General features: G+C 52.0%; 18 protein-coding genes. 17 read left to right on the plus strand and 1 reads right to left on the minus strand.

The window, feature by feature from the left end; translation table 11 throughout:
• Window positions 1-47: 47 nt before the first annotated feature.
• From GJ1_RS07540 to GJ1_RS07550, 3 genes are read left to right on the plus strand one after another with little or no spacing between them, the layout of a single operon-like run.
• The gene (locus GJ1_RS07540; protein WP_066230690.1) at window positions 48-563 is read left to right on the plus strand and encodes a hypothetical protein; all 516 of its coding nucleotides are present in this window, start codon (window positions 48-50) and stop codon (window positions 561-563) included.
• Window positions 564-623: 60 nt separating this feature from the next.
• Window positions 624-1,100, plus strand: a complete 477-nt coding sequence (locus GJ1_RS07545) for a glutathione peroxidase (protein ID WP_066230693.1) — start codon at window positions 624-626, stop codon at window positions 1,098-1,100.
• Window positions 1,101-1,118: 18 nt separating this feature from the next.
• Entirely contained in the window at window positions 1,119-2,252 is a 1,134-nt protein-coding gene (locus GJ1_RS07550; protein ID WP_066230696.1) for a conserved virulence factor C family protein, read from the plus strand.
• A 269-nt stretch (window positions 2,253-2,521) separates the two neighbouring features.
• On the opposite strand, the gene GJ1_RS07555 is transcribed toward GJ1_RS07550, so the two are convergent.
• Window positions 2,522-2,905 (minus strand): DUF4183 domain-containing protein, encoded by a 384-nt coding sequence (locus tag GJ1_RS07555; RefSeq protein WP_003250757.1) that lies wholly within the window; start codon window positions 2,903-2,905, stop codon window positions 2,522-2,524.
• Window positions 2,906-3,253: 348 nt separating this feature from the next.
• Between GJ1_RS07555 and GJ1_RS07565 the strand changes: the two genes are divergently transcribed.
• From GJ1_RS07565 to GJ1_RS07625, 14 genes are all read left to right on the plus strand, one after another.
• Window positions 3,254-3,631, plus strand: a complete 378-nt coding sequence (locus GJ1_RS07565) for a DUF4183 domain-containing protein (protein ID WP_013400927.1) — start codon at window positions 3,254-3,256, stop codon at window positions 3,629-3,631.
• A gap of 153 nt (window positions 3,632-3,784) precedes the next feature.
• Entirely contained in the window at window positions 3,785-4,222 is a 438-nt protein-coding gene (locus GJ1_RS07570) for a BrxA/BrxB family bacilliredoxin (RefSeq protein WP_066230698.1), read from the plus strand.
• A 102-nt stretch (window positions 4,223-4,324) separates the two neighbouring features.
• Entirely contained in the window at window positions 4,325-4,456 is a 132-nt protein-coding gene (locus GJ1_RS17765) for a YuzL family protein (RefSeq protein ID WP_011231272.1), read from the plus strand.
• A 310-nt stretch (window positions 4,457-4,766) separates the two neighbouring features.
• A complete protein-coding gene (locus GJ1_RS07575) occupies window positions 4,767-5,951 on the plus strand; it encodes an LL-diaminopimelate aminotransferase (RefSeq protein WP_066230703.1) in 1,185 nt (394 codons plus the stop codon).
• A 21-nt stretch (window positions 5,952-5,972) separates the two neighbouring features.
• Window positions 5,973-6,551 carry a YpjP family protein gene (locus GJ1_RS07580; RefSeq protein WP_373278037.1) on the plus strand — a complete coding sequence of 193 codons (579 nt, stop codon included), beginning with the start codon at window positions 5,973-5,975 and terminating at the stop codon, window positions 6,549-6,551.
• Between the two features lie 90 nt (window positions 6,552-6,641).
• A complete protein-coding gene (locus GJ1_RS07585) occupies window positions 6,642-7,346 on the plus strand; it encodes an anthrax toxin lethal factor-related metalloendopeptidase (protein ID WP_066230709.1) in 705 nt (234 codons plus the stop codon).
• 74 nt (window positions 7,347-7,420) lie between these two features.
• A complete protein-coding gene (gene thyA / locus GJ1_RS07590) occupies window positions 7,421-8,215 on the plus strand; it encodes a thymidylate synthase (RefSeq protein ID WP_044737035.1) in 795 nt (264 codons plus the stop codon).
• Between the two features lie 12 nt (window positions 8,216-8,227).
• On the plus strand, window positions 8,228-8,722 hold the full coding sequence (locus GJ1_RS07595) for a dihydrofolate reductase (RefSeq protein WP_066230712.1): 495 nt from the start codon (window positions 8,228-8,230) through the stop codon (window positions 8,720-8,722).
• A gap of 204 nt (window positions 8,723-8,926) precedes the next feature.
• Window positions 8,927-9,370: a YndM family protein gene (locus tag GJ1_RS07600; protein ID WP_066230720.1), complete on the plus strand. Its 444-nt coding sequence runs from the start codon at window positions 8,927-8,929 to the stop codon at window positions 9,368-9,370.
• A gap of 317 nt (window positions 9,371-9,687) precedes the next feature.
• Window positions 9,688-10,959 carry a threonine ammonia-lyase IlvA gene (gene ilvA / locus GJ1_RS07605; RefSeq protein ID WP_066230722.1) on the plus strand — a complete coding sequence of 424 codons (1,272 nt, stop codon included), beginning with the start codon at window positions 9,688-9,690 and terminating at the stop codon, window positions 10,957-10,959.
• 96 nt (window positions 10,960-11,055) lie between these two features.
• A complete protein-coding gene (locus GJ1_RS07610; RefSeq protein WP_044737039.1) occupies window positions 11,056-11,307 on the plus strand; it encodes a YpmP family protein in 252 nt (83 codons plus the stop codon).
• Between the two features lie 128 nt (window positions 11,308-11,435).
• A complete protein-coding gene (locus GJ1_RS07615) occupies window positions 11,436-12,008 on the plus strand; it encodes an SCO family protein (protein WP_066230724.1) in 573 nt (190 codons plus the stop codon).
• Window positions 12,009-12,083: 75 nt separating this feature from the next.
• Window positions 12,084-12,866, plus strand: coding sequence for an SGNH/GDSL hydrolase family protein (locus tag GJ1_RS07620; RefSeq protein ID WP_066230727.1), 783 nt, complete (start codon window positions 12,084-12,086; stop codon window positions 12,864-12,866).
• Window positions 12,863-13,438, plus strand: coding sequence for a YpmS family protein (locus tag GJ1_RS07625; protein ID WP_066230730.1), 576 nt, complete (start codon window positions 12,863-12,865; stop codon window positions 13,436-13,438). The genes GJ1_RS07620 and GJ1_RS07625 overlap by 4 nt, the downstream gene beginning before the upstream one ends.
• The last annotated feature ends 61 nt before the right edge of the window (window positions 13,439-13,499 follow it).

Below are 13,499 nucleotides of genomic sequence, written 5' to 3' on the forward strand. Positions count from 1 at the left end.
CTTTTCTGTCGAAAGGCGTTCACAAATCTACAAAGGAGGAACAACCGATGGATCCGACGGCGTTTGACAACTTGAAAACAGTGTTGGAAGGGGCGGTGTATGATGCTGACTTGCAAGGAAAGATTGCCGTCGTCGACCGCCGCGATCTTGTCGATTTGGCCCGTTTGTTCCGGGAGTACGCCATTTCATTTCGGCTGAATGATGCGCCCGATCCGCTCGTTGTCTGCACCGCGCGGCTTTCGCTTGATTTTGCTGAGCTGGTCAATGAACGGCTCTATCACGGCCGGGCCGGCTGCCGGCTCGCTCTTCTGTTTACCCTTCCGGTTCGCCGCTCGTCCGTTTGTGCGCTCATTGAAGGAACGCTGCGGACGATTTGGGGGGAGGAGCGAATCATTCGGCAAACGCTCCGCTGGGCGTTTCCGCATGAACGCGGCCCGTATGAAAATGAAGCCGTGGTCGAATTTGCCCGTCTCATTTATGAGGACAATGCTACTGATTTGCCGGAGATGGTGCCATATATGATTTCGTCGCTTGAGCAGTTGCAGCCGTTTGCCGGGCAGTAACGATGCAAAAAGTGGAAACAAACCGTGAAATCCGCTATGATGGGGATGAGGTGAAAAATCATGAGTGTATATGAATTCAGCGCCAAAACAATTCGCGGAGAGGAACAACCGCTTTCCGTCTATCGAGGCAACGTGCTGTTGATTGTCAACACGGCGAGTCGTTGCGGCTTTACCCCGCAGTATAAAGAACTGCAGGAGCTGTATGACGAATATCGCGATCGCGGGTTTGTTGTGCTCGGCTTTCCGTGCAACCAGTTCGGCGGCCAAGAGCCGGGGACGGAAGAGGAAATCGAGCAGTTTTGCCAACTGAATTACGGCGTGACATTCCCGCTGTTTGCGAAAGTGGATGTGAATGGCGACAACGCCCATCCGCTGTTTCAATATTTGAAAGAACAAGCGCCAGGCGTGCTCGGCACAGAAGCAATCAAATGGAATTTCACGAAGTTTTTGGTCGACCGCAACGGCGAGGTTGTGGCCCGTTTTGCGCCGCAAACAAAGCCGAGCGAGCTGAGAAAGGAAATTGAAAAGCTGCTGTAAGACAAGGAGGGGTAACGCTTGCGCCTTCAAGCGATTGAACCGACGCCGAGCCCGAACACGATGAAAATATTGCTTGATGAAGAATTGCCTTCTGGCACGCGCCATAACTACAAACCGGACAACGTCGACCAAGCGCCGCCGCTCATTCAAGCATTGATGCGCATTGACGGGGTGAAAGGCATTTATCATGTCGCTGATTTTTTGGCTATTGAACGCCATCCGAAATACGACTGGCGCGACATTTTGGCGAAAGTGCGCGAAGCGTTCGGCGAGGAAGCGGATGACGGCGCCGAGGCAAAGCCGAAAGGAAACGAACATTTCGGCGAAGTGAAAGTGTTCGTGCAAATGCTGTACGGTCTGCCGATGCAAGTGAAGCTTGTCGATGGGGAGCGCGAACACCGCGTCGGGCTGCCGAAACCGTTTATGGACGCGGTCATTGAGGCGCAAAAATACGCAGGAAATGTTGTGCTTGAGCGCAAATGGGTCGAAAAAGGAGTGCGCTACGGCACGTTTGAGGAAATCGGCCGCGAAATTGTCGATGAGCTGTCGGCAGCCTATCCGCCCGAGCGGCTGGAGCGGATCGTCAACATGTTCCGCCGCGGTGAGCAGGAAAAAACGGTGCAAAAGCGTCCAAGCCTCAAAGTGACGAGCGAGATGCTCGATGACCCGGACTGGCGCAAACGGTATGCGGCGCTCGAACAAATGGCCGAGCCGACTGAAGACGACATCCCGGTGTTGGCAAAGGCGCTCAAGGATGAAAAAATGGCGATTCGCCGCCTGGCGACGGCGTATCTCGGCATGATCGGCGGTAAAAAGGTGCTTCCGTATTTGTATGAAGCGTTAAAAGATCCTGCTGTCGCTGTCCGCCGCACCGCCGGCGACTGTTTGTCCGACATCGGCGATCCGGAGGCCATTCCGGCAATGATCGAAGCGCTAAAGGACGAAAGCAAGCTCGTCCGTTGGCGCGCGGCCATGTTTTTGTACGAAGTCGGCGACGAATCGGCATTGCCAGCGTTAAAAGCGGCGGAAAACGATCCGGAATTTGAAGTAAGCTTGCAAGTGAAAATGGCGATCGAGCGGATCGAAGGCGGCGAAGAGGCCAAAGGCTCGGTTTGGAAGCAGATGACGGAGAGTCGGAAAAAAGAAAAATAACCATATGTTTCCGAAAAAAGACTCTTGTCCCGAAATGAAAAAAGAAATGCGAATCAGGACATTTTTCGTTTTTGTTAACAAATATATTGTTTTGTCATGGGCAGCCATCGAGCAAAGAAAGGAAGCGAATGCTTATGCTTCATTGCAAAAATGTCAAGCGGATTTCATCTGACGGTATGCCTGCATGCGATATGCCGCAGAAAAAAGCGCGACAAAACCTGTCGCGCCTTTTCTATTCATGTTATGGAAAGTTCCTTAGCTTGTTTCTATTATGTTGTCACCGTCGTTGTCGATGACGGAGCAAATTGAACAATTTCTAGCACAATCGGAGTATTTGCCGGGATAGGATCTCCGCCGGCAGGCACGTTAATGGCAAGTGATCCGACGCCTGTGGCACCCGGTGTATATGTGGCGATGCCCTCCATTTGCAAAACGCCGTTAATATAAACATTGTAGTAACTGTTGTTTGCCGCTAATGCCGGCAATTCCGTAGCCGGGTTTCCATCGTCTTGCAAAAAGCTTGCGGCATCAATGGTCAACGTCGCGCCCGCGGCTGTTTCTGCTGTTGTAATATAGAAAAATCTTGTATCCGTTGGCACTGCATCGGTGGAAGTGGAAGCAGAAACAAAGAGCTTGATTAATTGAAGAGCCATATTATAGATCCCCTTTCTTTTCATAGTGGTAAGGCAATCCATATAGCGCCACACCAGAAGTTTGCAATGGTTGCGCTCATGAAAGCGGAAGCGAGATCCGAGTAAGGCGCATGCGCTGATGCGGCACGTTTTATTGATTACCAGCAATATTTGCAATTCATTATATGTTTTATTTGCGACGGTTGATTTGGCAGTTGTCACAACAAAATATAGGGCGAGTGCCATAAGTGGCAGCGACCCAACATTCTTAAACTCACTTTATTGGTGGATGTTGAATATGATGATGCTGAACCGTTATATGGATGAAGTTGATGGTTTATCGAAATTTTTGATTGGGTGGTATCAGCTATGAAGCGCATTTCCAAATATCAAAAACATGTTATTGCCGTTCCAAAAGTGTATGATTGGATTAACAATATATCAACCATTCAGTTTCGCGTGACTTTTAATATCCCGTCCCGGGTTTTACAAGTGGATACTTATCAATATAACGCCATATCCGATGGCGTCAAAACGGTTTATACGAATGAAGATGAATTAAAAGAATACGGGAACCGGGGGATTTTGGACCCAAAACAAGTGTCGTTTATTAACTTGTTTATCAACGGGGTTTTGCAGCCTGAAACATTATATGAGGTTCAAGAAGGAAGACTGACTTTAAAGACTGCTGACGTTCCAACTAAAGGAGCTCCCATCGTTCTTCAATTTATTACAATCAAGGTTTGATTTTTTATGAACGAAGCGCTTTTGCTGATGGCAAAGACCGGGCGGTTGCTGCTTTTTACCGGTTTACAACGTAAATATGCTGATTTTGATTGATTTTTCAAAAATAAAATAGTATGCTGGTGGCAGCGAATAACGTTGGGAGGGATTGCGGTTATGTCCATGGCTTATGAAGAGTATATGCGCCAGCTCGTGCAGCCGATGCGCGATGAACTCGTGCGCGCTGGCTTCCGTGAATTGCGCACAAGTGAAGAAGTTGAACAGTTTATGGAACAAGCGGAAGGAACGACGTTTGTCTTCGTCAATTCGGTGTGCGGCTGCGCCGCTGGCCTGGCGCGCCCAGCAGCCACGCAGGCGGTGCTTAGGAGCGAGAAAAAGCCGGATCATTTAGTGACCGTATTTGCCGGCCAAGATAAAGAAGCGACGGCGAAAATGCGCGAATACTTTGTCGGCTATCCGCCGTCTTCGCCATCGATGGCGCTCTTAAAGGGAAAGGAAGTCGTACACTTCATTCCGCGCGAAGACATCGAGTTTCACTCGATGGAGGAGGTCATGGAAAATATTTTAGCCGCGTTTGAAAAATATTGCAGCTGATGCGGTGCGAATAGAAAGCGAATCGCCCGCCGTCCGGACATTCGGTTTAGCCCGGCATACAACGGCGCGCTGGGGGGAACGATAAGGGCGGAGGTGATCGGCATGCCGAAGCGGAAAAAAGATCGTTCGAAAACGGGCGTCAGCGCCCCAGATGTTCGGGGGCAAGGCACGACGGAGACGGAGACAGGCGCATTCGAGCTTGACTCCGCCCGCAAAAAAACAAAAATCGATTGAAAAGGAGCTCCCGACGGGGAGCTCCTTTTGTCATTTTCACGCGCACACTCCCTTAGCATCCAACAGAATTGCTAAGGGAGCTGGATTGTTCGCCAAGGGCGTTTAGGCATTGGCGATGCAGCTATAAATGAAATAAAGCAACGTAATCAGGCTGGCCGCAAAAAAGATCGTGTTCACGTTCCGTTTTCCCGCCTTTCTGTCTATATTTTCCCCGAGAACATATGATACACTATTCATATAACCATAGTATATACCAACAAAAACAAAAAGAAAATGCAGTTTTTGTCTTGGCAAGGGAGAGGAAGCCGAAATGAAAAAAGCGAAACGAATGAACGCGTTTTCGGCGTCGATTTTCGCTGAATTGGCGGCGTATCGGCGAGAGCGGCGCCATCTTCATGACGAGTGGATCGACTTAAGCGTCGGCAGCCCGGATTTGCCCCCGGCGCCGTTTGTGCGCGAGGCGATCGCCCGCTACGCCAACGAGCCGAATGCGTACGGCTACACATTAAAAGGCATTCGCGAGTTTCATGAAGCGGTCGCCGATTATTATCGGACGGCACATGGCGTCGTGCTCGATCCAGAGACGGAAGTGACGTACGTGATGGGGTCACAAGACGGGCTCGTTCATTTGCCGATGGTGTTCGCCGATCCGGAGGATGTCATTCTATTGCCGGATCCCGGGTATCCGGCGTATGCGGCCGGCGTAGCGATGGCGGAAGCGGAGCCATATTTCATGCCGCTCCGGAAAGAAAACGGCTTTTTGCCTGATCTTGCCGCCATTCCGGAAAGTGTCGCGAAACGGGCAGCCATCCTCTTTTTAAACTTTCCCGGCAACCCCGTGCCAGCGTTGGCAACGGAATCATTTTATCGCGAAGTGGTCGAGTTTGCGAAGCGGTACGATATCCTCGTTGTTTCCGATTTTGCTTACGGCGAGCTGTATTACGATGGAAACAAACCGGTGAGCTTTCTCTCCGTCCCGGGCGCGAAGGACGTTGGCGTGGAGATCAATTCGTTGTCAAAAAGCTACAACATGGCCGGCTGCCGGGTCGGCTACTTGTGCGGCAACGCCGAGGTGATTCGTGCGTTCGCCGAGTTTAAGTCGAATTTGGACTACGGCATTTTTTTGCCGCTGCAAAAAGCGGCCGCGGAAGTGTTGCGCCATGGCGCCGGCTTTTGCGCCCAGAGCCGCGCGATTTATCAAGCGCGCCGCGATGCGCTCGTGGGTGGGCTGGCTGACATCGGCTGGGTAGTCGACTGCCCGCCGGCCGGCATGTTTGTATGGGCGAAGATCCCGGATGGATTTACCTCGCTTTCGTTCACGAAGGCGCTGATCGACCAAGCCGGCGTCGTCGTGACGCCTGGACATGCGTTTGGGCCAAGCGGCGAAGGCTACGTGCGCATCGCTCTCGTCCAGCCGGAAGAAGTGTTGCGCCGGGCGGTCGAGAAGTTGCGGACGAGCGGTTTGTTTGAGCGGATTGTCACTGATCAACGGTAACGGAGGTGGCATACGATGAAGTTGCCGATATGGCTTCGAAAAACGCTTGTTGCCGCGATTACGGTCTGCACATTTGGGCTTGTGACGCCGCCTCCTTCGCTGCTGGCGGCTAAGGAGCCGCCGTCAGATGATGCATCGTCTTCTGACTGGCAGCATCGCCCCACAAGTTGTGCGGCGGAAGCCAGTTCGTTGACGCGCACGCAATTCATTGACCAGACGATGGAAAAAGTCGTTATGCAGTCGTATGAAAAGTTCGGCCGCAAGATCGCTCCAGTCATTGAAGACGAGTTTCGCACCGTCATTTTGCCGCGCATCGAAGAAGTGATCGCTGAGCTGGCCGAACGCTATCCAGAAGAGGAGCTCCGTTATCTGGCTGTGTCGGAAAATCCGTCCGGCGGGCAAGGGGAGCGCATATTCCATCTTTATCGTGTCGATACTGGAGAGGATCTGATCCGTTTTCACGTCCGCCGCGAGCATCCGCCGCAAGATGGCTATTGGTTTCAGTTTCATTATCATACGCGCGATGACGGGTTTCAAACACATTACGAGTTAGGAAAAATCTATTGGTCTAAAAATACGCCGCCGAACTGGCGGACGTAACCGCCTGCGGTTCTTTCCTGATTTTGAGCGTTTTTCCCCGCTTCGTTCTGTGATATGATGTTCATAGAATCAAAGAAGCGGGGGAACACAATGAAACGATGGCTCACTAGTTTGCTAGCGGCGCTCTGTGCCGTCCCGCTTCTGTCGCTTTCGCCGTATCCGGCCGCTCACGGCGTGCTGCTTGAAGAAAGCGGTCTTCGCCTCGACGATGTTCCGTCCCGTGACGTGCTCAGCCGCATCATCATCGTGCCGGAGACAACGTTTTCGGCCGCTGAAGCGAGGAAAACGATTCGAACGCTCGCCCGCATTGATCGAACCATTTTGGAGCGGGCGGCGGATCACCATATTTACATCCAGCTGTTGACCGGCCCGATCACCGATGAGCCGACGGCCCGCCATTTGCGCGGAAAAACGCCGCGCGGTTATGCGCCGGGCTCGAAAACGTGGGATGATGTGCCGGGCATCGGCGGGACGCATTTAGTGCTTGTCCGCCTCGGCCATAGCGAAAAAGGAAAAGGGCACGGTTCGGTCAATTTAGAATTGCACGAGTTCGCCCATTCGCTCGATTACATCGTCTTTGGCCGTATCCATGAAACGGACAAATTTCAAGCGATTTGGCGGGAGGAGGCGCCGCGGCTCTTTCGGGGTGAATCTTATTTTTTGACCTATCCGGAAGAGTATTTTGCCGAGGCGTTTGCCTATTATTACGCAAGCGAAAAGACGCGAGAAACGATGCGGACGGCAGCGCCGAGAACATATGCGTTCATCCGCGGACTGGCGGAACGGGCCTCATAAAAGGCTCGTTTTTTTATGGACAAGTGGTTCATCACCGGTTGCTTTATGGTATGATAGAGCGTGAGGTGAGAACATTGCGGCAATATTTGCAGTTATTGGAGGATATTTTGGAAAACGGAATCGAAAAAGAGGACCGCACGGGCGTCGGCACGCTGTCGGTGTTTGGCCGCCAGCTCCGCTTCAACTTGCAAGACGGATTCCCGCTCGTGACGACGAAGAAATTGCATATCCGCTCCATCATTTACGAACTGCTCTGGTTTTTAAAAGGCGACACGAACGTCCGTTATTTGCAAGAAAACGGCGTGACGATTTGGGACGAGTGGGCGGATGAAAACGGCGACCTCGGCCCGATCTACGGTGCGCAATGGCGGTCATGGAAAGGAGCGGACGGGAAAACGGTCGACCAGATCGCGTGGGTCGTTGAAGAGATCAAACGAAATCCGAATTCACGCCGGTTGCTTGTGAGCGCTTGGAACGTGGCGGAATTGGACGAGATGAAGCTGCCGCCGTGCCATTATGCCTTCCAGTTTTATGTCGCAAACGGTCGGTTGTCGTGCATGTGGCAGCAACGCTCTGTCGACACGTTTTTAGGATTGCCGTTTAATATTGCCAGCTATGCGCTCTTGACGCATATGATCGCCCAGCAGTGCGGCCTCGATGTCGGCGAGCTCATTTTCACCGGCGGCGACGTTCATTTGTATAAAAACCATCTTGAGCAAGCGAAGCTGCAGCTGACGCGTGAACCGCGCCCATTGCCAAAACTCATCATCAAACGGAAGCCGCCGTCCATTTTCGATTACGAATACGACGATTTTGAAATTGTCGGCTACGATCCGCATCCGGCGATTAAGGCGCCGGTGGCCGTGTAAGGGGAGGAAGCGATGATTTCGCATATTGTGGCAATGGATGAAAACCAGGTAATCGGCAAAGACAACCGTTTGCCTTGGCATTTGCCGGCCGATTTGGCGTATTTTAAACGGGTGACGATGGGCCATGCCATCGTGATGGGGCGAAAAACGTTTGAAGCGATCGGCCGGCCGCTTCCCGGCCGCGACAACGTCGTTGTCACGCGCAATCGCTCGTTTCGCCCGGAAGGCTGCCTCGTGCTTCATTCGCTCGATGAGGTGAGGCAGTTTATCGCCGCGCGCACTGACGAAGTGTTTATCATCGGCGGAGCTGAGTTGTTTGAAGCGACGATGCCCATGGCGGATCGGCTGTATGTGACGAAAATTTTGGCTTCTTTCCCCGGAGATACGTTTTATCCGCCCATTTCCGAAAATGAATGGGAATTGGTTTCCTATACGCCGGGAGTGAAAAACGAAAAAAATCCATATGAATACGCCTTTCTCATTTACGAGCGAAAAAAGGCGAAATAGATGATTGGGACACGGGCGTGAACGTGCATTCGCTGCTTGTGTATTGAAGTTTCGGAAGACGTCCTGCAACGGGTGGGACGTCTTTTTTTCGTCGGGACACCAATGTGTTGAAGCCGCCGACGATCAAGTGCGTCTTTTCTGCATAGAAGCGGGGCGAAAAAGGAACGATAACAAATAGAACAACGATGGAAATGGAGGAAGACGATGAAACATATCGTTCCGTTTGTCGTCAAGCTCGCCGCTTGGAGCGTCGTCTTGTTTTCCATGTTTACGATTTTTAACGCCCCGCTTTCCTTGATTTCGCTCATAACGATCGTGACGGCGCTTGTTTCTTATATTATCGGCGATCTGTTCGTGTTGCCGCGCGTCGGCAACTTTGTTGCCGCTGCCCTTGATGTACCGCTTTCCTTTTTGCTTATTTGGCCGGTCAGCTTTGCCCTCATTGCCCCGTCCGTCAACATGGCGTACGGCGCGTTTTTCAGCGCCTTGGCGATCGGGGCGGTAGAAGCGTTTTTCCATTTGTATATGGAAAACCATGTGCTCGAAGAAGCAAGACGGGAAGAAGCGCACCGCTGGTATGACGAGGGCAGATGGGCAACCGAATTTGCCGAGGAAGAAGAGTTCAAAAAAGAAGACGACCGGGGGTAGCGCCGGTCGTTTTTTGTGTCCGCTTGCGCATTAAGAAGCAGTTCGCCGTACATGTGTTGCACATTCGCCGCGTTGCCGTCTGGCAGAGTGGCTAGGGAGAGGTTTCTAGCAGGAAGGACGGCGCTCATCGGATGGCGTCAGGCAAAAAGCGCGAATCCGGCCGGCGAAAGCGCCTGGGAAAGCGGGACAATCGCGATGCTCACGAGCCCGCTTCCCTTCATCCTCATAAAACTTTTCGAAAATTCCCTTTTCTTTTTGCGGATTTGTGATATAATCTACAAATCAAAGACAACTTAGAAAAGAAAGGGAACGAGAGCATGGAACAACAACTGAAACGGAAGCAAGGGGCGGTATACGTCGAGGACATTTTGATCGCGTATCATACGCTCAAAGACGTGGTGTTCCATACGCCGCTGCAAAAAAATCCTCTTTTGTCCGAGCGCTATGAGTGCAACGTCTACTTAAAGCGCGAGGATTTGCAAGTCGTGCGCTCGTTTAAGCTGCGCGGGGCGTACAACCGGATGAAGCATTTAACGGATGAGGAGCGGCGCAACGGGATTGTATGCGCCAGCGCCGGCAACCATGCGCAAGGGGTTGCTTACTCGTGTCGGGCGCTTGGTGTGCACGGAAAAATTTACATGCCGGCGACAACACCACGGCAAAAAGTGTCGCAAGTGCAGTTGTTCGGCAAGGACATGGTCGAGATCGTCCTTGTCGGCGACACGTTTGACGACTCGTTTAACGAGGCGATGAAATGTGCGGAAGCGGAGGGGCGGGCGTTCATTCATCCATTTGACGATGAATACGTCATTGCCGGGCAAGGGACGATTGGCGTCGAGGTGTTAAACGACTGCGACGAGCCGATCGACTTTTTGTTCGCCAGCATCGGCGGGGGAGGGCTGATGGCTGGGCTTGGCACGTATGTGAAAAGCATTTCCCCATCTACGAAAGTGATTGGCGTCGAGCCGGCCGGCGCCCCGTCGATGAAAGCAGCGCTCGAGCGCGGACAGGTCGTGACGCTTGAAGAAATCGACAAGTTTGTTGACGGGGCTGCCGTCAAGACGGTCGGGGAAAAGACGTTCGCCTTATGCCGCGGGGTGCTTGATGACATCGTCGTCGTTCCGGAAGGGAAAGTGTGCACGACGATTTTGGAGCTGTACAACGAAAACGCCATTGTCGCCGAACCGGCCGGGGCGCTGCCAATCGCCGCGCTTGATTTTTACAAGGAACAAATCAGAGGTAAAACAGTCGTCTGCGTCGTCAGCGGCGGCAACAACGACATCGACCGGATGCAGGAAATTAAAGAGCGCTCGATGATTTACGAAGGACTGCAACACTATTTCATCGTCAACTTCCCGCAGCGGGCTGGGGCGCTGCGCGAGTTTTTGGATGAAGTGCTTGGTCCAACAGATGACATCACCCGGTTTGAGTACACGAAGAAAAACAACAAAGAAAGCGGACCGGCGCTCGTCGGCATCGAGCTGAAACGGCGCGAAGACTACGCGCCGCTCATCGAGCGGATGAAGAAAAAAGGCTTCCCGTTCCAAGAGGTGAACAAAGACCCGAATTTGTTCCATCTATTGATTTGACGAAAAAAGTCGGAACAAATTCGCCGCATTCCGACATACTTTTTCACCGGATTGGTGTATAATAGAAGTAAATCGGTGAAAAAGAGGATTGATATTTTGCTATTCAAAAGCCTCGAGTTCAAAAACGCATATGGGCAGAAGGTCAAGATTATCGAAATTCCTGTATTGGAGGAAGAGAACGCATACCGATTCATGATCCAACTGCGCTTGGAGGCGTTTATTGCAAAGGTGTATCGGTCGAGAACGAACCGTTCCGTTTACTCGTTCCGCGAACATTTGAAGAAAGTGCTGAAATGGCCTGTATATGAACAGATCTTTAAAGAAACGGTGTTAAAGCATAATGCATGACTGTTGTTTTGCCCTTGGCGGCAAAACAACTTTTTTTTGGTGGGATTTTGGCTCGTTTCGTTATATAATGGAAACGAGATCACTTGTGTGGCATCAACACATTTTTGTCGAAAAGGAAGGACCCATCGATGTGGAAACGAATCGTGCTTTTTCTCGTTGTTCTTTTGCTGGCGGCGTGCGGAAAAACGATTCCGGACGCCAAAAACTGGCCCGTTGAGGACTTTACGTTTGTCGATCAGACGGGCAAGCCGTTTGGGCTTCGCGACTTAAAAGGAAAAGTGTGGGTCGCTGATTTTATTTTTACAAACTGCGAGACCGTTTGTCCGCCGATGACGGCCCATATGGCGAAATTAAAGCAAATGGCAAAGAAAGAAGGACTGGATGTCGAGTTTGTCTCCTTCAGCGTTGATCCGGAAGTCGATACGCCCGAAAAACTGGCGGCGTATGCGAAACAATTTACGGACGACCTATCAAACTGGCATTTGCTTACCGGATACAGCCAAGCGGAAATCGCCGATTTCGCGCAAAAAAGTTTTAAAACGATTGTGCAAAAACCGGCCAATGACGACCAAGTCATCCACGGCACAAGCTTTTATTTAGTCGGGCCGGACGGAAAAGTGGTTCAGACGTACAGCGGCGTGCAAGATGTGCCGTACGAAACGATTTTAGAGCATATCAAAATCGTGCAGTCGTCGCAATGAGGCAAAAACGGCTACCGCCTTTTTGCCTTCTTTTCGTCTTTTCCCCTGTTTGCGGCAAAAGGCAGGTGTCAAACAATGAAACAGTGGGGATGGTTGTTGTTCTGCTGGCTGCTCGCCGGATGCGTGTCGCTTTCGACGGGTGGAAAGCCCGAGCGTCCGCATGAAGCCGCCGTCAAGCAGACGGAAGCGAAGCCGCTGCCGAAAGATATTCATTTGGTCGCTTTAGGCGATTCGTTGACGGAAGGAGTGGGGGACGGCGAAGGGAAAGGCGGCTATGTTGGTCGCCTTGTCCCGCTCCTTTCGGTGGAAGACGGGGTGCGGACGGTCACCGTGACGAATTTAGGGAAGCGCGGTCGGCGCATTGTGGAGCTTGAGTCGGTCATCAAGGCGCATGAAAGGGAAATCAGCCAGGCGGATCTCGTCCTTGTCACGATCGGCGGCAATGATGTGATGAATGTCGTCCGTTCACATTTTTTTGATTTGTCGCGCGAGCGGTTTGCGAACGAGGCGAAGGCATTTGCCGCTCGATTGGATCGTCTCGTTCTATCGCTGCGCACGGTGAACCCGGATGCGTTCATTGTGCTTGTCGGCTTGTACAATCCGTTTTCTAGCACCTTGCCGAACATCCCGGAAATTGATGACGTCATCGCCGAATGGAACGAGGGCAGCCGGGGGGTGCTTTTGCGCTATGACCGGACGATGTTTGTGGATGTGCAAGATGTATTTGCCGACCGCGATGACTTGCTCTACCGCGATGAATTTCACCCGAACGCCGCAGGATACGCGCAAATCGCGATCCGGGTGCATGATGCATTAATCGAACAAAAAGAGGTCTGGTTGGGGAGCTTAGGACAATGAATTGGAAACGGGCATTTTGGATGTTGGCGGCTGTCAATGCCGCTGTCCTCATGGCGATTGCCGTTTGGCTGTTTCAGCCATCTCCGCCGGTGAAACAGCCGGCGCGTTTGGACGTCAAAGGGGCGACGTTTACGGTGTACTCGAAAAAAGCGCATTTGAACGCCGTCATTAACGATTATTTGGCGGAAAAGACAAAGCACCATCCGCTGCAATACCGCGTTTGGCTTGCCGACCGCGTCTATGTTTCAAGCGAAATCCCTATTTTAGGCCGTCCGGTCGAACTCGTCGTCTCGTTTGTGCCAAAAGTAGTCAAAGGAGGGAATGTCGAGCTCACGGAACCGACGATTTCGCTTGGCGATTGGAAGCTGCCGGTGACGTATGTGCTTCGCTACTTGCAAAAGCACGCCCCGCTGCCGGATGAAGTGGCGATTGACCCAGAGCACGCCCGCGTCTACGTCGCGCTCACTGACATCCGCTTTGGCAACGGCTATCAAGTGGCGGCGAAAAAAATGGATTTGGCCGCCGATGAGATCGTGTTTACCTTAACGATTCCGACCAAGCAGCACCAGTAAAAAAGACTGTCCGCGTTTGCAGGACAGTCTTTTTTGCGGTTAGGAGCTCCTTTGCCACCCG

It is taken from the genome of Geobacillus jurassicus NBRC 107829, assembly GCF_001544315.1.
Taxonomy (GTDB): domain Bacteria; phylum Bacillota; class Bacilli; order Bacillales; family Anoxybacillaceae; genus Geobacillus; species Geobacillus jurassicus.